16 protein-coding genes are annotated in these 18,036 nt (G+C 59.5%); 4 read left to right on the plus strand and 12 right to left on the minus strand.

The features are described from left to right. Window positions 1-117: 117 nt before the first annotated feature. Window positions 118-393: an addiction module antidote protein gene (locus AC13RC_RS10010; RefSeq protein ID WP_488557053.1), complete on the plus strand. Its 276-nt coding sequence runs from the start codon at window positions 118-120 to the stop codon at window positions 391-393. Here the strand turns inward: AC13RC_RS10010 and AC13RC_RS10015 are convergent. From AC13RC_RS10015 to AC13RC_RS10055, 9 genes are all read right to left on the minus strand, one after another. Beyond that, complete coding sequence (locus AC13RC_RS10015) at window positions 390-545, minus strand: hypothetical protein (protein ID WP_488557054.1); 156 nt, start codon at window positions 543-545, stop codon at window positions 390-392. The genes AC13RC_RS10010 and AC13RC_RS10015 overlap by 4 nt on opposite strands. Before the next feature lie 171 nt (window positions 546-716). Then, window positions 717-1,334, minus strand: coding sequence for a hypothetical protein (locus AC13RC_RS10020; protein WP_488557055.1), 618 nt, complete (start codon window positions 1,332-1,334; stop codon window positions 717-719). Window positions 1,335-1,368: 34 nt separating this feature from the next. After that, a complete protein-coding gene (sufA, locus tag AC13RC_RS10025) occupies window positions 1,369-1,758 on the minus strand; it encodes a Fe-S cluster assembly scaffold SufA (protein WP_145631051.1) in 390 nt (129 codons plus the stop codon). 76 nt (window positions 1,759-1,834) lie between these two features. Then, window positions 1,835-2,215, minus strand: coding sequence for an SUF system Fe-S cluster assembly protein (locus AC13RC_RS10030; RefSeq protein ID WP_069612273.1), 381 nt, complete (start codon window positions 2,213-2,215; stop codon window positions 1,835-1,837). Window positions 2,216-2,226: 11 nt separating this feature from the next. Continuing rightward, window positions 2,227-3,468, minus strand: coding sequence for a cysteine desulfurase (locus AC13RC_RS10035; RefSeq protein ID WP_488557056.1), 1,242 nt, complete (start codon window positions 3,466-3,468; stop codon window positions 2,227-2,229). 15 nt (window positions 3,469-3,483) lie between these two features. Next, window positions 3,484-4,758, minus strand: a complete 1,275-nt coding sequence (gene sufD, locus AC13RC_RS10040; RefSeq protein WP_488557057.1) for a Fe-S cluster assembly protein SufD — start codon at window positions 4,756-4,758, stop codon at window positions 3,484-3,486. Window positions 4,759-4,780: 22 nt separating this feature from the next. After that, on the minus strand, window positions 4,781-5,536 hold the full coding sequence (gene sufC / locus AC13RC_RS10045) for a Fe-S cluster assembly ATPase SufC (protein ID WP_092716448.1): 756 nt from the start codon (window positions 5,534-5,536) through the stop codon (window positions 4,781-4,783). A gap of 71 nt (window positions 5,537-5,607) precedes the next feature. Further along, a complete protein-coding gene (gene sufB, locus AC13RC_RS10050; RefSeq protein ID WP_069612982.1) occupies window positions 5,608-7,077 on the minus strand; it encodes a Fe-S cluster assembly protein SufB in 1,470 nt (489 codons plus the stop codon). Between the two features lie 146 nt (window positions 7,078-7,223). Further along, window positions 7,224-8,390: a cysteine desulfurase family protein gene (locus AC13RC_RS10055; protein ID WP_488557058.1), complete on the minus strand. Its 1,167-nt coding sequence runs from the start codon at window positions 8,388-8,390 to the stop codon at window positions 7,224-7,226. 232 nt (window positions 8,391-8,622) lie between these two features. Between AC13RC_RS10055 and AC13RC_RS10060 the strand changes: the two genes are divergently transcribed. Next, window positions 8,623-9,300, plus strand: coding sequence for an alpha/beta hydrolase (locus AC13RC_RS10060; RefSeq protein WP_004108794.1), 678 nt, complete (start codon window positions 8,623-8,625; stop codon window positions 9,298-9,300). An 11-nt stretch (window positions 9,301-9,311) separates the two neighbouring features. Here AC13RC_RS10060 and AC13RC_RS10065 read toward each other — a convergent pair whose 3' ends face one another. Both AC13RC_RS10065 and AC13RC_RS10070 read right to left on the minus strand, forming a co-directional pair. Further along, entirely contained in the window at window positions 9,312-9,830 is a 519-nt protein-coding gene (locus tag AC13RC_RS10065) for a GNAT family N-acetyltransferase (RefSeq protein ID WP_488557059.1), read from the minus strand. Between the two features lie 179 nt (window positions 9,831-10,009). After that, window positions 10,010-12,484, minus strand: coding sequence for a caspase family protein (locus AC13RC_RS10070; RefSeq protein WP_488557060.1), 2,475 nt, complete (start codon window positions 12,482-12,484; stop codon window positions 10,010-10,012). A gap of 284 nt (window positions 12,485-12,768) precedes the next feature. On the opposite strand from AC13RC_RS10070, the gene tyrS reads away from it, so the two are divergent. Continuing rightward, window positions 12,769-14,025, plus strand: coding sequence for a tyrosine--tRNA ligase (gene tyrS, locus AC13RC_RS10075; protein WP_145317275.1), 1,257 nt, complete (start codon window positions 12,769-12,771; stop codon window positions 14,023-14,025). Between the two features lie 174 nt (window positions 14,026-14,199). Further along, a complete protein-coding gene (locus AC13RC_RS10080) occupies window positions 14,200-14,526 on the plus strand; it encodes a hypothetical protein (RefSeq protein WP_488557061.1) in 327 nt (108 codons plus the stop codon). Between the two features lie 50 nt (window positions 14,527-14,576). On the opposite strand, the gene AC13RC_RS10085 is transcribed toward AC13RC_RS10080, so the two are convergent. Further along, window positions 14,577-17,996, minus strand: a complete 3,420-nt coding sequence (locus tag AC13RC_RS10085) for a YhdP family protein (protein WP_488557062.1) — start codon at window positions 17,994-17,996, stop codon at window positions 14,577-14,579. Window positions 17,997-18,036 lie beyond the last annotated feature (40 nt).

The raw sequence follows: 18,036 nt of genomic DNA on the forward strand, positions 1-18,036 counted from the left end.
GCTTCGCTGGAAACAGACATAAATCTATCGTGAAACTTGTCTATGAAAACGCCGCGTGTCCGAAAGGATGCGCGGCGTTTTTGATGACGCCACAGTGGGGCCTTGGAATTCAGATTTATGCCGGAACGATTCGACGTGGACAATCCCGACAACTACATCGCCGCCGCCTTCGAAACCGACGATCCCGCCTCGATCGCCAAGGCATTGGGCGAAGTCGCCCGGACGCGCAACATGAGCAAGCTGGCCAAGGATGTCGGCATGAACCGCTCGGCCCTCTACCGCGCGCTGAGCGGAGACGGAAATCCGGAATTCGCGACGATCCTGAAGGTCGTCAGGGCATTGGGGCTCAGGCTGACGCCGGTGTCGGCGCTTACCAAAGATTGCCAATTCTAGGCTAAGCATCGCGAGCCGATTGCTTCTTCGAGCAGAAGCAGCACCAGAAAGCTCGCAAAGAACATGGCCGTCACCGCTGGGCTTGACCGTGTATTGACGGCGACGGCGGCACCCGCAATGGCGACAGCCGCCGGAATCAGTGTGTAAGCCACGCTGCAGCCGCCATGAAGTTCTCCCGTTGCTCGCCATATCGACCTTATCCGGCTCAGCGGTTTAGCCAAGGAGACGGCAAAGACGGCATGCATCGATCAAAACATGAAATGCTGCGACGGGAAATATGGCGATATTTACCCTGGACTACCCGGTAACGCGGCTACCGACAATCACCAGATCACTTTAGACAATTCGGAAATAACCAGATTGCCGTAATCCGAGTCCTTCATGTTGAATTCCGCGTCACCTGACTTCAGATTGAAATTAAAATAGACTTCGGCCGCCTCCTCTCCGAGGAAGAGCTTTGTGGCGTACCAGTCTCCCGGACCGCCGCCGAAGCCGCCCTCGGGAAGGCGTCTGGTCGCTGCTCCGAGAAATGTTATGCCGAATGGCAGCGTTTCGAGCTTGGCGTTTGAAAAGCTGCTTACTTTTGCCGTCAAGGCTTTGGCCAATTGCTGAAAAAATCGTGTCGGGCGAGAACCGGGAACACGATGGAAGGCGCCACGCGAAAAACTTATCGGACCACCGACGTCAGCGCCTCGGTCGGAGCCACCCTCCGTACTATCCGGCCCTTGAATTTCAACGATAAACTTCGTTTCATCCTCACCGCTGCCGTAGGTAGCCATCAGTATGAGTGTTTCAGTATCCGAGCCGTGAGGTTGGAGAGCAACTCTGAAAGCGAGAGGTACGGGAAAATCATCAGCAGAAGGAACAGAGATTTCGATGCGATCCTGTGCCGACACCAAAAGACCTACTGGCAGAATCAGTACGGCGCGTCGTGTGATCATCCGACAGTCCGAAGTGGCGAATATCGTCGATCCCTCATATCGCGCCCGCGACCTGTCGCTGAGCCGCCAGCGCAGCGAGATCGGCGGGCTTCAGCTCGACGGACTCGCCGCAACCGCAAGCTGACGTCTGGTTCGGATTGGTGAAAATGAAGCCTGAGCGCAATGTTGTCGTCTCGAAACCCATTTCCGTACCGAGCAGATAAAGCACGGCCGACGGCTCGACCCAGACCTTGGCGCCATCGCGCTCGATCAGATCGTCCTTCGCGTTCGGCTCGGTTACTAGGTCGATGGTATATTCCATGCCGGCGCAGCCGCCCTTTTTGATGCCGACGCGAACGCCCTTGGCATCAGGGCCGGAATTCTCGACGATCGCCTTGACGCGAGCTGCTGCCGCATCCGTCATGCTCATGACTGCAAAGCCCATGGGCTCATTCTCCTTCCACATCCGGGGTCAAGATCCGGTGCTTCGAGTCTTAATGTAAAGCCGGCGGCTTAAAGCTTCAATACCAGCCGACGGCAACCTGCGCTTCTTCGGACATGCGATCCGGCGTCCAAGGGGGATCGAACGTCATCGAGACGTCGACGCCGGAAACGCCCTCAACGGCGCCGACGGCATTTTCCACCCAGCCCGGCATTTCACCGGCAACCGGGCAACCCGGCGCCGTCAGCGTCATGACGATCTTCACCATGCGATCGTCTTCGATATCGATTTTATAAACCAGACCGAGCTCGAAGATATCGGCGGGAATTTCAGGATCGTAGACCGTTTTCAGCGCGGAAATAATATCGTCGCTGAGGCGCGCCAGCTCATCTGCGGGGATGCTGGAATGCACGATCCCTTCGCGCGCGTCGATCTTCTGTTCGCTTTCGTCGAGTGACATCGCTTGCCTCCTCAGGCAAAGAATTTCCGTGCATATTCCAGTGCATCGGCCAAGGCGTCCACCTCGGCGCGGGTATTGTACATGCCGAACGATGCACGGCATGTGGAGGTGACGCCGAAGCGTTTCAAGAGCGGCTGGGCGCAATGCGTGCCGGCACGAACGGCAACACCCTGCCGGTCGATCACCATCGAGACGTCGTGGGAATGGATACCCGCCAGCTCGAAGGAGAAGATGCCGCCCTTGCCTGGCGCCGTACCGATGACACGCAGCGAATTGATATCGCGCAGCCTTTCCGCCGCATAGGCGGCAAGATCGGCTTCGTGGCGCGCAATCGCTTCCCGGCCGATGCTGTCCATATAGTCGAGCGCATAGCCAAGGCCGATCGCCTGAACGATCGGCGGCGTACCCGCTTCGAAACGATGCGGCGGATCGTTGTAGGTGACGTTTTCCTCGGTGACATCGAAAATCATCTCGCCGCCGCCCTGGAACGGCCGCATCTCGGCGAGCCGCTCCTTCTTGCCGTAGAGAACGCCGATGCCCGAGGGACCGTAAAGCTTGTGACCGGTCATGACATACCAGTCGCAATCGATATCCTGCACGTCGACAGGCATATGCACAGCACCCTGCGAGCCGTCGATGAGAACCGGAATACCGCGCTCATGCGCGATGCGGCAGACTTCCTTCACGGGAACGACGGTTCCGAGCGCGTTCGACATATGGGTGATGGCGACGAGCTTGGTGCGTTCCGTCAGGCTCTTTTCGAAATCCTCGATATGGAATGCGCCCTCGTCATCGACAGGCACCCAAACGAGTTTGGCGCCCTGGCGCTCGCGAATGAAATGCCAGGGGACGATATTGGAGTGATGCTCCATGATGGAAACGACGATCTCGTCGCCCTCACCGATCTTGGGCATGCCCCAGCCGTAAGCGACCGTGTTGATCGCCTCCGTCGAGTTCTTGGTGAAGACGATGTCGTCGACCGATGGCGCATTCAGGAAGCGGCGCACCTTTTCGCGAGCCGCTTCATAGGCTTCCGTGGCGGCATTGGACAGGAAGTGCAGGCCGCGATGCACATTCGCATATTCGCTGGAATAGGCGTGCGAGATGGCATCGATGACGACCTGCGGCTTCTGCGCGGAAGCGCCGTTGTCGAGATAGACGAGCGGCTTGCCATGCACCGTCTTCGCCAGGATGGGAAAATCCCGGCGAATGGCTTCGACGTCATAGGCCGTTGCCGGCACGATCTTGTCCACGAGCTTTGCCTCCAATCAGGCGTGCTTTTCCAGCCAGCCGGAGATGACGCCTTCCAGCGCCTCGACCAGGGCTTCGTCTTCCAGTTCCTCGACGATCTCGGCCACGAAGGCGTTGACCAGCATGGCCCGTGCCTTCTTCTCCGGGATGCCGCGCGCCATCAGGTAATAGAGATGGTTGCCGTCGATATCGGCGACAGTGGCACCATGGCCGCACTGTACGTCATCGGCGAAGATTTCAAGCTCCGGCTTCACCGAGAACTCGGCATCGTCGGACATCAGCAGCGTGTTGCAGGCCATCTTGGCGTCGGTCTTCTGCGCATCCGGTGCGACCCGGATCATACCCTGGAAGACGCCGCGGGCGCGGTCGAACACGACGTTGCGGATAACTTCCGTGGAACCTGTGTTCGGAACGTCATGGCCAAGCACCATCGTCACATCGGTATGCGTATCGCCGCCGAGCAGGTTGATGCCGCGCAGCGTCAGATCGGCGCCCTCGCCCACGACCTTGATATACAGCTCCTGACGCACCAGCTTGCCGCCAGCGTTGATGACAAACAGCTTCAGCTTGGCATCTTCTCCGAGCTCGATGCGAAGCTGGCCAAGATGGGTGTCTTCACTGCCCTGCTCCTGCAGGATGATCCAGGTGATTTCAGAACCTTTGCCGATCTTGACTTCGCTGACCGAGGAAACCAGCGCGGCAGCGCCTTCGACCGCCTGATGGCGCTCGATAAAGGTCGCCTTGACGTCAGCGCCGAAAGTAACCGGCAGACGGCTGTGGATCTGGCCGCCCGCATGGATGAACTGCACTTCCAGAGGTGCTTCGAGTTCTGTGCCATCGGGGAAATCGATGACATAGCCATCGCGCACGAAGCTTGCATTGATACGCCCGATAGCGTCATCGCTGCCGAGCGCTTCGAGCCCGGCAGCAGCCGTGCCGTTGATCAGGCTGTCAGCATAGCGGCCGACCGTCAGGTTCTTGACCGAGGCCTTCTCGCTTGCCTTGCCCTGAAGGACGGCAATGACAGGCGATCCTTCGACCGTCGGCGGCAGCGCCTCGACGAGGCCCTTGCCGATATCGCTCGGAACCAGGCGCAGCAGGTTCTTGAAATCGGTATAGTGCCATGCCTCGATCCTGCGCGTTGGCAGACCGGCGTTCTTGAGCTCGTCCAGAAGGCGATCGCGGACGGCGAAAACTTCGCCATCGCCAGGCAGATCGCCCATCTGGTCGTTATACGCCTCGATCAGCGCCGTCTCCGCGGCGGTGAGGCGGTTCGTCGTCTGAATGTTCATCGACGTGTCCTTTCCGCCTCGATCAGGCTGCAGCTCCGATGATGTCGGCGTAGCCGTTGGCTTCCAGCTCATGCGCCAGCGTCTTGTCGCCGGACTTGATCACCTGGCCCTTGTAGAGGACGTGAACGGTGTCCGGAACGATATAGTCGAGCAGGCGCTGGTAGTGGGTGATGACGATCACGGCGCGGTCGGGAGAGCGCAGTGCATTGACGCCGTCGGCGACGATCTTCAGTGCGTCGATGTCGAGGCCGGAATCGGTTTCGTCGAGCACGCAAAGCTGCGGCTCCAAGAGCGCCATCTGCAGGATTTCGGCGCGCTTCTTTTCACCGCCGGAAAAGCCGACGTTCAGCGGCCGCTTCAGCATGTCCATGTTGATCTGCAGCTTGGCGGCAGCATCCTTGACGCGGCGCAGGAAATCCGGCGTCGTCAGCTCGTCTTCGCCGCGTGCCTTGCGCTGTTCGTTCAGGGCAACCTTGAGGAACTGCATGGTGGCAACGCCGGGAATTTCGACCGGATACTGGAATGCCAGGAAGATGCCCTTGGCGGCACGCTCGGCGGCGTCGAGTTCCAGAATGCTCTCGCCGTTATAAAGGATGTCACCCTCGGTGACTTCATAGTCCTCACGGCCGGCGAGGATATAGGAGAGAGTCGACTTGCCGGAGCCGTTCGGGCCCATGATGGCGGCAACTTCACCGGCCTTCACGGTCAGGTTCAGGCCACGGATGATCTCGGTGCCGTCTTCGGCGATACGGGCGTGCAGGTTCTTGATTTCAAGCATTTGAGTATCCTATCGCAGGAATGAAGGTGCGGCGCGCGTGGCGCGCCAAAGCTAATTCTGTTTCGTGTGCGTCAGCCGACGCTGCCCTCGAGCGAAATGCCGATCAGCTTCTGCGCTTCGACGGCAAATTCCATCGGCAGTTCCTGCAGCACTTCCTTGACGAAGCCGTTGACGATCAGTGCGATCGCCGCTTCCTCGGGAATGCCACGCTGCAGGCAGTAGAACAGCTGATCTTCGGAAATCTTCGAGGTTGTGGCTTCATGCTCGAACTGCGCGGACGAGTTCTTCGCCTCGATGTAGGGCACAGTGTGCGCGCCGCACTTGTCGCCGATCAGCAGCGAGTCGCACTGCGTGAAGTTTCGGGCATTGGTCGCGCGGCGATGCGCCGAAACCTGGCCGCGATAGGTATTCTGCGAGACGCCGGCGGCGATACCCTTCGAGATGATGCGGCTCGACGTGTTCTTGCCGAGATGGATCATCTTGGTGCCGCTGTCGACCTGCTGATGGCCGTTCGAAACAGCAATCGAATAGAACTCGCCGCGGCTGTCGTCGCCGCGCAGGATGCAAGACGGATATTTCCAGGTGATTGCAGAGCCGGTCTCGACCTGCGTCCAGGAAATCTTGGAGCGATGGCCGCGGCAATCGCCACGCTTGGTGACGAAATTGTAGATGCCGCCCTTGCCGTGCTTGTCGCCCGGATACCAGTTCTGCACCGTCGAATATTTGATTTCAGCGTCATCGAGCGCAACTAGTTCGACGACGGCAGCGTGCAGCTGGTTTTCATCGCGCTGCGGCGCCGTGCAGCCTTCGAGATAGGAGACATAGGCTCCCTCTTCGGCGATGATCAGCGTGCGCTCGAACTGGCCGGTGTTCTTCTCGTTGATGCGGAAGTAGGTCGACAGTTCCATCGGGCAACGAACGCCCTTCGGCACGAAGACGAACGAGCCGTCAGTAAAGACCGCGGAATTCAGCGTCGCATAGAAGTTGTCCGAGGTCGGCACGACGGAGCCAAGGTACTTGCGCACCAGATCCGGATGCTCTCGGATAGCTTCCGAAATCGACATGAAGATCACGCCGGCCTTCTTCAGCTCTTCCTTGAAGGTGGTGACGACCGAGACGGAATCGAACACCGCGTCAACGGCAATCTTCGACTTCTCGACGCCGGCAAGAATCTCCTGCTCGCGCAGCGGAATGCCGAGCTTCTCATAGGTCTTCAACAGTTCCGGGTCGACATCATCGAGCGACTTCGGACCGGCGAATTTCTTCGGGGCGGCATAATAATGAATGTCGTTGAAGTCGATCTTCGGATAATCGACGCGGGCCCATGTGGGCTCTTCAAGCGTCAACCAGCGGCGATAGGCCTCGAGGCGCCATTCCAGCATCCAATCCGGCTCCTGCTTCTTGGCGGAGATGAAGCGGATGATATCTTCGGAAAGGCCCTTGGGAGCCTTTTCCACCTCGATCGTGGTCTCGAAACCATACTTATACTGGTCCACGTCGATCTGGCGAACCTGATCGACCGTTTCCTGGACTGCAGGCATTTCGTTCTCCAATCTCGCCGGATCCAAGGTCCGGCAGCTTGTCAACGTTGCGGCAGACTTATGTCTGCCCTCTATGTAGTCGGCCAAAAGGGACTTTTCACCCCGCTTGGCAAGCGGAAATTTCGGTTTCCGCAAAATTGTGGCCGTTAGGCCGCCGCACCCGCCAGCTTCCGCCTTCCCGCGATGCGGGCAAACGCGGCGATAGCGCGATCGATATCCGCTTCGGTCGTGGTCGGACCCAGCGAAATACGGAGCGCGCCGAGCTTGGGATCGCATCCCATCGCCACGAGCACATGGCTCTCTCCGACCTTGCCGGACGAACAAGCGGACCCGGCAGAAATCGCCACACCTTCGAGGTCGAAGGCGATCTGGCCGGTTTCGGATTTCAGTCCCGGCAGTGTGAAGAAGCTGGTATTCGGAACGCGTGCACCGCCTTTGCCATGAATGATGACATCGGGTGCCGCCAGTTCCATGCCCGCTTCCAGCCGGTCGCGCAAGGAACCGATCGCGGCATTGCGAACCTCGAAGTCTGCAGCAGCAGCCTCGGCAGCGGCACCGAAGCCGATGATGGCAAGCGTGTTTTCCGTACCCGAGCGATGGCCCTTTTCCTGTCCGCCGCCATGGATCAACGGCTTCGGCATCAGCACCTCGCCGCGAGAGACGAGCGCGCCGGCACCCTTGGGGCCGCCGATCTTGTGCGAGGAGACGATCAGGAAATCCGCGCCGATCGCATTGATATCGAGCGGCACCCGGCCGGCTGCCTGGACAGCATCCACCACGAAGAGGCCGCCCGCGGCCTGAACGAGCTTGGCCGCTTCGCCGACAGGCTGGAGAATCCCGGTCTCGTTATTCGCGAGCATGATGGCAACCATTGGCAAGCCGCTGGCCTTGTCGTGGGCAGCAAGCATGGCCTCCAGCGCGAAAAGATCGACCGTACCGTCCGACGTTACCGGTATTTCGCTGACATTATCCCTGGCAAATCGCCCACCTTCGCGCACGGCCGGATGCTCGACGGCCGATATATAGAGATGGCTGACGAGAAGCGGCGTGCGCCCCATGCGGAATTCCGGCGTCAGCACCATATTGGCCGCTTCGGTGGCGCCGCTCGTAAAAACGACATGGGCGGATTCGGCGCCGGTCAATCTTGCAACCTGGCGACGTGCAGTCTCGACAGCTGCACGAGCTGCCCTACCTTCACCGTGAACGGAATTGGGGTTGCCTTGAATATCCAGAGCACGCAACATCGCATCGCGCGCCGCCGGATGGAGCGGTGCGGTAGCATTCCAGTCGAGATAGAGGCGTGTTGCCGCCATAATCTTCTTCCTGTGCGACTTGCTTTGCTGCGCCCGGTTCATTTTCCTTGAAATTTCAGCCGGGCATGCCTTATGACACGTTCCACAAACCGTTGCGCAAACAACGCGCGGACCACCGCATCAAGTTTCGAATTGTTCTAAACTGCGTTCTAGAAAAGATGAGCGCATTCGTCAAGTCAACTTGCTGCGTGCCGTAAGGTTTGAACGCAGAAAAAGAAGAGCCGGAGTATCGATGCCCGAAGTAATTTTCAACGGCCCCGCTGGTCGCCTTGAAGGCCGCTATCAGCCCTCCAAGGAAAAGAGCGCCCCGATCGCGATTATTCTTCATCCCCATCCGCAGTTCGGCGGCACGATGAACAATCAGGTGGTCTACCAGCTCTTCTATATGTTCCAGAAGCGCGGCTTCACCACGCTCCGCTTCAATTTCCGCGGCATCGGCCGCAGCCAGGGCGAATTTGACCACGGCGCCGGCGAGCTTTCCGATGCTGCCTCTGCACTCGACTGGGTACAGAGCCTCCATCCCGATTCGAAGAGCTGTTGGGTTGCCGGTTACTCATTCGGTGCGTGGATCGGCATGCAGTTGCTGATGCGTCGCCCCGAGATAGAAGGTTTCATGTCGATCGCGCCGCAGCCGAATATCTACGATTTCTCCTTCCTCGCACCCTGCCCGTCGTCCGGCCTGATCATCAACGGCGATGCGGACAAGGTTGCCCCGGAAAAGGACGTCAACGGCCTCGTCGAGAAGCTGAAGACACAGAAGGGCATCCTGATCACGCACAAGGTCGTGCCAGGCGCCAATCACTTCTTCAACGGCCAGGTCGAAACGCTGCTCGGCGAATGCGAGGACTATCTCGACCGTCGCCTGAATGGCGAACTAGTGCCGGAACCGGCCGCCAAGCGTATCCGATAAAGACGCGGCCCTTATCGAGCCATTCTGAACGTCGGGCAAGTGATCCCGTCGATCGTCATCGACGGGTGCTCCTGCATGCCGATCTTCCGCAAAACACGCTGCGATGCGACGTTCTGCGGATGCGTGAAAGCGATGAATTGCCGGGCAAAACCACGCTTGAAGAACCATTGCGCCAATGCGCCGGCAATTTCCGTCGCATAGCCATTGCCCCAGGCATCCTTCTGAATGGAATAGCCGAGTTCGAACTCGCCCCTACCGCTTTCCCGATAAAAACGTGAGAAGCCGGCGCGGCCGATAAAGCGGCCGTCATCACGCCGCAGCATCTTGTATTTGGTCGTGCCATCTCGCGCTTGTTCATCGAACCAGCTTTTCAGCCGTTCCTCGGCCTTTTCCAGCGTCCAAGGCGCCGCACCCGAGAGATAGCGCGTGGTCTCGATGGTCGAATGCAATTGCCGAATCACTTCGGCATCACCCTTGTCCCACATCGTCAGAACGAGGCGCGGGGTTTCGAGTATGATGGTGTCACTCATCTGCCTGCCTGTTTTCGTGATGGATCTGCGGCTTGCCGTAACGTGCATGCCAGCGCCGATTGACAACCGGCGGCTCAGTGCTAACCACTCGGCCTGAATTCAACAAGCCGGTCAAGCGACGATATTGAATGGGAAGGCCTGCCGAAGCGGGCCTCCAGATTACCGCTTGGTATTATCGGTCAGTGACATGCCGGCAGGCCGGGTGCGCCGCACTTCTTCTTTTCCGGAGGCTTCTGCGGCGGAGGCGGAGGTGGTCTCTTCACCTGCTGCTGCACGACCTTCGGCTGCGGTTGCGGCTTCGGTTGAGCCTGTGGCTTGGGTGCCTGTGCCACTACATGGGGCGCGGGTTTGGGCTGTGCAGGAGCCGGATTGGCTTGCCGGGGCGGGGCGGCAGCGACATGAGGCTGACTGTTGACCCGAGCTTGGTTGCTGGGGACCGCCTTGGGCTTCGCCGGCGTTCTGGCGGCGACGGCCGGCGCTGCTGGGGCATGCGCATTGGGCTTCGGTGCAGCGGCAACCGGATTTGGTTTGCCGCTCGGCGCTGCTTGGGGTGCCGGGGTCTTGGCAATCTGGTTTTGCCCCTTCACGGTAGGTGCATTGCCAACCGCCGGCAGCGGTTGTCCCTTCGCGCCGGGAAGCGCATGGGCTTTGGCGTTCGGCGTGGTCTGAGGCTGTTGAGCCTGTTTCGTCTGAGCCGCGCCAGGGTTGGCTGGCTTGCCCGTGGCTGGCAAAGGCTGACCATTCGCGCCGGGAAGCGTGTGCGCATTGGCATTTGTGCCTTGCTGGGCAGGTTGAGTCGCAACAGCCGGATTATGCACCGCATTCGGCGCAGCTTGTGGCGATTGCCCCGGCTTCGTCTGAGCGGCTCCCGGATTGACAGGCAGCTTGCCACCAGCCGGCAGCGGCTGGCCATTGGTGCCGGGAAGCACATGGGCAGCAGCATTTCCGCCTTGTGGCTGGGCTGAAGGCGTAACCGCCGGAGCGGCTCCAGGCACCGTCTTGGCGGCCGCGGCGGGATTTTGCTTCTGCAGAACTGCCGCCTTCTTCTGTACCGATGGCGGCAGGGCAACATGCAGTGCTGCAGCCCCTGCTCCGGCGATGACAGCCGCACCGGCGAGTTTCTGGCCCGTCGTCAGCCCCGATGTGGCAGGTGCCGCACCATTCTCGTTAACGGTGGTATTGTTGTTGATGACCGTCGTATTGTTCACGACCGTATTGTGGATGTTGTTAAAGATGATGTTGTTTTCCGGCGGCGCGATATCGCGTGGCGGCTCGACCCATTGAGGGACCGGAACGAAGACCGGCGCCGGCAACACGTAGAGATCGACCGCGGGCTGCGGCGGCGGCAGCACGATGAAATCCGGCGGCGGTGGCGCAAGGAAAACGACGGGCGGCGGCGGGGCATAACCGAAATCGGCATCATCAAAATAAAGCACGGGACGGTCGACATAGACCACTTCCGGCGGTGGCGGTGGCGGCACATCATACTCGATGACGGTGAAGGATGGCGGCGGCTCGAGTGCTACCTCGAAATGCTCGAGACGGCGGCGGGCATCCCACACATGGGGACCGCGCGGATAACGCCTCAGATAAGACCAATAGGCCTCAGGCGTATCGGCAATCCAGGTCTCGCGCCAGGTGATAGCCTCGCGGCGGGCGGCGACAATGGCGCGGACACGCCTTGCCATGGAGTCGTTCGGATAGGCGGCCAGAAAATCCTCATAGCCCTGCAGCGTGTCGCGATCGAGCGCGGCGAAATAGGCATCACGCTCGTCGAAATCGCGAATGGGCTTCGTCCGGTTTGCCACATCCTCGGTGCTCGACACCGCAGCAGCCGGTGCATTCGGACCACGATCGAAGAAGGTAAAGGCATTCTTGAACTTGGAGGCGTCCCAGGAAATCTCGGCGCCCTTGGTCAAGTCGCCGACCCGCAACCGTGTGCGATCGAAGACGTCATCAAGCGAAAGGCCGCCAACACGGATCATCTCCGCCAGCGCATGCGCATAGGAACCATACGGACCGGCCTCCTGCGGTGCGACCGTGCCAGGCGCCGCATTGAAGGCAATCAGCTGGTTGACGTCGGGATCGACCAGCGCCAGACCGCCGGCCAGCGGCTGATTGGACTGCACGAACGGATTGGCCCTCGCCCCATCCAGCACGACGATGCTGCCACGATTGTTAATGGCGGACAGCGATTTGGTGAAGTCGCTCACGCGGACTGCCTGGACGGGGACATCCGTGGCATTGGCGATCTGTGCATCGACAGGCACGAAATAATTGTCGCCCTGATATTGCACGCCATAGCCCGCCAGGTAGACGAAGACGACGGTATTGGGACCTGACGCGTTGGCTTTCGTCAGAAAGTCGCGCATCGCGTCGCGCAACCCGTTCTGGTCGAGGTCGCGCGCGCCGATCACATCGAAGCCCGCAGCCTGCAGCGTCTGCGCGATCAGGCCGGCATCGTTGGCCGGCGTCGGAAGCGCACCCACCGTGTAGGCGGCGTTACCCACGACAAGCGCTATTCTCTTTTCAGGGGAACCTTGAGCTTCGGCCGGATTCGCAGCAGCGATACCGGCCAAAACCAACATCATGGCAAAAAAAGCCCAGATCGTCTTTTTGGATGACAATCCCATCTTCGAAAGCAGAGGCGACATACCGGTTTCTTTCACGAAACATGAGGTGCGTACGGGATCAACAGGAAATCATTAGGATTTGATTCGGGCGAATGCGCGACTTATTCCCGGCGGCTTCGCGGCGATGTTACGATCTATTGACGTTCAGAAACGCTCGTTTACACATCCCGCTGGCGCCGAAACTTGTCGTCCTCCCCACCAAAATGGTGACGCGCCGGTAAATCGGTGATAAACGCGCCCCGCGACATCAAACAATAGCGACTTCGCCGCGCCTTCCAGAGTTGCGGCATCGAGAGACCAAGATCATGGCTGAGTTCAAATCCGATTTCCTGCGAACCCTGCAAGAGCGCGGCTTCATTCATCAGATTTCCGATGAAGCCGGCCTCGACGACCTCTTCGCCAAGGAAACCGTGACGGCCTATATCGGCTATGATCCGACGGCATCGAGCCTGCATGTCGGCCACCTCACCCAGATCATGATGCTGCACTGGCTGCAGGCGACCGGCCATCGGCCGATCTCCTTGATGGGCGGCGGCACCGGCATGGTCGGTGATCCCTCCTTCAAGGAGGAAGCCCGCAAATTGATGACCATCGACATGATCGAAGACAATATCGCTTCGATCAAGCGCTGCTTCTCGAACTACCTCGACTACAACAAGCCGAGTAACGCAGCCTTGATGATCAACAATGCCGAATGGCTGCGCTCGCTGAACTATCTTGAATTCCTGCGCGATGTCGGCCGTCATTTCTCGGTCAACCGCATGCTGTCCTTCGACAGCGTGAAGACGAGACTTGACCGCGAACAGTCGCTGTCGTTCCTCGAATTCAACTACATGATCCTGCAGGCCTACGACTTCGTCGAACTGGCCAAGCGTTATGATTGCCGCCTGCAGATGGGTGGCTCGGATCAGTGGGGCAATATCGTCAACGGCATCGATCTCGGTCACCGCATGGGGACGAAGCAGCTTTTTGCTCTGACCTCGCCGCTGCTGACCACTTCTTCGGGTGCCAAGATGGGCAAATCGGCTTCCGGCGCTGTCTGGCTGAATGCCGACCTGCTGCCGGTCTACGATTTCTGGCAGTATTGGCGCAACACCGAGGATGCCGATGTTCCGCGGTTCCTCAAGCTGTTCACGACGTTGCCGATGGATGAAATCGCACGGCTTTCAGCCATCGCAGGCTCCGAACTCAACGAGGTCAAGAAGATCCTCGCGACCGAAGTCACGGCGATCCTTCACGGCCGCGCGGCAGCCGAACAGGCAGCCGAAACGGCACGCAAGACCTTCGAGGAAGGCGGCCTGTCCGAAAACCTTCCGTCGATCGATGTTCCCTCCTCCGAACTCGAAGCTGGCATCGGCCTGCTGGCTCTGATCGTGCGCGCCGGTCTTGCCAGTTCGAATGGCGAAGCTCGCCGCCATGTTCAGGGCGGCGCAGTACGCATCAACGATCAGGCCATCAGCGACGAGCGCAAGGTGATTGGCACCGGCGAAGTCACAGCCGATGGTGTCATCAAGCTCTCTCTCGGCAAGAAGAAGCACATCCTGATCCGTCCGGCCGCTTGAGCGTCCGAATAGAAAGAGAACAAAGAGAGCCGGCGCCCTCGCGCCGGCTTTATCATTTGGGCCGGTGCAGATGCAGAACATTATCACCGCTGGCCGGATGATTTTTTCATCCCGATGTCGGATTACGGCCCGCCTATTCGTCCTCAGTCCAGATCGCACGCTCGGAGGTGACTTATGGATGAATTGCCGGTGATCAAAACGAGGCGCAAAGGCCGAAACCTTACGCAAAGCATGTTGATTCCCAGCGAGGAGATGCTTGCCCGCGCCCTCTGGGCAGCGCCACCGGGTCGGTTGTCCGATATTGCGGGAGTAAGACAGGCGCTTGCCAGGCAATATGGTGCCGATGCCTGCTGCCCTGTCACCGTTCAGCGACATTTGGTACAGATCAGTCAAAACGGCACGGCTCCGTTTTGGCGCATCGTGGACCCCGATCGACCATTCGCACGGCGCATGAACGGCGGGCCGGAACGCATACGAGAGCGACTGGCGGAAGAGAAATAATCTGCCCTGCCTCTGCTATCGAAAGGCGGCAGCCTCAGCTTCGCGCCGCTTCAGTACTCAAATATCTGCCTGAAAACACCTGGCGCGATGATCGAGAGAGGGTTGATCTGCAGGTTCGATTTCTCGATCGTACCAGTCAATCTGAAGGTAATGCCGATCAGGCCGCGATCGCTGCCATTGCCCAGGATGAAGCCGACGATCGGAACTTCCGCGAACAGCCGGTTCAGGCCATAGGCGGGCATGAAGGTCCCCGTCATGTCCATCTTGCCATCGGCGTCCTTCAGCACGCCCTGGAACGTCGCTCCGACCTGTACGCCGCGCACCACGCCATTTTCGACGGAGAGCACACCATCGCGCATCACCAGCCGCGCAAAGCCGCGCTCGAAATTCTGCGAACGCGTATCGATATTCTGCTTCACGGCCGAATTCAGGCTCTTGCCGTTCTTTCCGCTCGGCGTCGATACGATGGTCGAGAGTTTCTTGTCGTCGATGATGGAGAAGTTGCGGATGTCGAGCGAACCGTCCCAGTCATCCTGCCCGATCGAGCGCAGCGACAGATTGAGCAATCCACCTTGCAGATGCCTGTAGAGATCGGTGAAACGCGCAACGGCACCGGCATCGCCGCTCGTGATACGGATGACGCCGTTGGCGCCTTTGCTCATCTGGGTAACGAGCGCTTCGCCGCTACGGGTCACACCGGAAAAGTCCGCAGCCGTCGTCTTGCCGCCGGCGATCGAATAGACGCCCTTGACATTGCCGATGGTCTCATCGTTGAAGCCGATGACCTTGTCGAGATTGGCGCGAACGGTCGCGCTCGCCGAAGCGTCTCCGTCCGAACTCTGCTGACCGCCCGATGTGGACGCCTTCAGGCGCGCGAGGATCGGACGTATGTCGGCGGAATTGCCCGATATCGCCACGTCGTAGCCGCCACCCTTGCCCCGCTTCAGCGAGAGGGCAAAATCATCGAGCGCCGAGAGCTTCACGCTGTCGAAGCTTGCCGAGGTGAGGCTCCCCTTGCTGATCAGAAGATCGCCGCTGGCGCCGAACCCATCGCCCTTGAGCGTGAAATTCTTGAGCGTCGTCTGGCTGTCCGGACCGGAAGCCTCGAACTGCGCGGTCGCCGCAATGCCGCTGCCCTTCGACCAGCCGACCCACGGCACGGTCAGAGCCGCTTTGCCGAGATCGACCTTGACACCCTGGCGGTCGTCGTCGATGCGCGTCAACTCCACTTTGACAGGCCCATCAACTATATCCCGAAGTCCGGGCAGAACGGTGTTGCGCTGCGCATCGGTCAGCGTTGCTGTGATCACGCGGGCGCGCTTGACCGGCGATTTGCTGTCGGTCGGCTCCACCATGTCGATCTGGGCCGGAATACTGTCGATTTGGGCCTGGGCTTGCAGATGCACGGATTGCGGATCGGCCGAGATCACGCCCGTCAGATTGTCGATCTTGCGATTGTTCATCGGCTTCAGCAGGTCGACATTGTCGAGATTGAGCTTCGCCTGCCACTCCGGCGGGGGCGGCTGCTGATCCTTGATGAGCCCTATCCTGGCATCGACCTTGGCGACGATCTTGCCGTTGAAATCCTCCGGCTTGAACTCGGTCCGCTGCAGCACCTCCAGAGGTTTGTAGGTCAGAAGTTCGCCGATCGCATCGCCGGAGCCTGAAATCGTCAAATCAAGATCGGCCATCAGCGGCTTGTCGTAGGTCGCCGGGATCGAGAAGCTGCTGTCACTCAGCGTGATCGTGCGGCCCGTCGGGAAATAAGACGTGGCCGTGGCGATATCGACGACCATATTCGGACCGGTCAGATCGAAATGGGCCTTGGTATCGCGCAACGGCGGAATTTCGCCGGGAACGTTCATCCGTGCGCCATCTATGTCGAAGGCGATATGCAGCTCGTTTTTGCCAAGCTGCAGCTTGCCGGTCTGCGATGCCTCTCGCAGTCGTCCGGCCGGAATGAAGACCGATATGGCAGCATTGGTCACCGAGCCACCGAAAAGATTGCCCTCGACCCAGACCCGGGGTTTCGAAGCCATCCAGAAAGGCCAAAGCTGCTTGACAACAGTTGTGTCGAGTTTGTCCGCCCGGCCGCCGAAACTGATTTCCGGCGAGCTGTCGCCGAGTTTCATATGCAGAGAGCCGAAAAGGGCGCCTTGCGGCGTCGATATGCCGAGATTGTCGAACTGGAATTCCTTCGTTGCGGAAAAAAACCGCCCTGTGGCGCGGCCATCGAAGCTGACAGGCTTTTCCCCCGAGAGGGACGAAGCGGCAACACCGTCCTTGATCACGAAATCGATGCCGAAACCCTTGCCTGCACTGGCGTCGACACGATCGAGATCGATGACCGCGCCGGAAAAGGGCGCGATCGTCCGGAGGAACTGCGCTTTTGACGGCGCAATCTCCAAAGTCTGGTGATCGAAGTTGTAGGCGAGGTTGATATTGGCCTGCGTCAACTCCTGCATATCATGGTCCATATAGAGGATGCCGGGCTGGACATTGATGGTGGCGCTCAGCTTCGGATCGATGCCTGCCTCGCCCTTGACCGCCGAAAGCGTGATGTCTCCGAAGGTCATCAGACCCTGTCGCGGCGTCCCGTTCGGGTCATAGGTCATCGTGAGTGGCTTGAGATCGAGATTCGATATCCTCGCCGTCAGCGACGAGCTGTGACCGGTCTCGTTTTGATCCGCCCTCACATCCAGAAGCGCCACGGACCCGTTGAGCGCGACTTGGCCGTATAAATGCAAAGAATTCGGTGCCGCCCGCTCAAATGTGAGGTTGTCGACGACGAGGGAGATCGGATCCCCCTCCTGTCGCGCCAGCTTCATCGAGAAGCCGGAAATGCGCACGGAATTCGTGCCGCCGCGCTGGACGAAGTGTTCGAGAAAATCGAGATTGTCGAAGGCCGCATTCAAGGCCTTGGGTAAAGCATCGACGCGCAAGGCGGTCAAATCCACCGGGTCGCCTTGCGGCAGCAGTGAGGTATCGAGCGCGATCCCCTCTGCCGCTACACTTGCCACTTCCACCCTGCCCTCGATGAGGGCCAAGGGGTCCAGCTCCATATTGACGGCTGACATCGTCGACAGATGCTTGCCGCTCTCCTGATCGACGACATTGACGTCGCGTGCCTCCAGTGCCAGGCGCAGGTCGGAGGTAAATCGGATCACGGTCGCGCCGACCTCTGCTTTGTAACGCGGGCCGATGGCCTGATCGAGAGCCGTCTGCGCTTTCTGTGACAGCGGCGCATCGAAGATACCGCCTTCGATGGTCGCGATGACGGCACCGAGAATGATGGCGAGAAACGCAAAGAAAACCAGCGTTATGCGGCAGACATGCCAAACATGCGATCGCCTGCGTCGACGGCGCTCCGGCACGTGCACGATCAACGGATCTTCGACCTGAGCGGACGGCAGATGGTCGAGCGACACGAGATCCTTTTTGCGGAATGTTACCTTTTCGCCTCGGATCACTCCCGCGCGTGCCTTTCACTTATACAATTTTGTTGGTGAC

This window comes from Martinezella sp. CNPSo 3890, assembly GCF_057784455.1.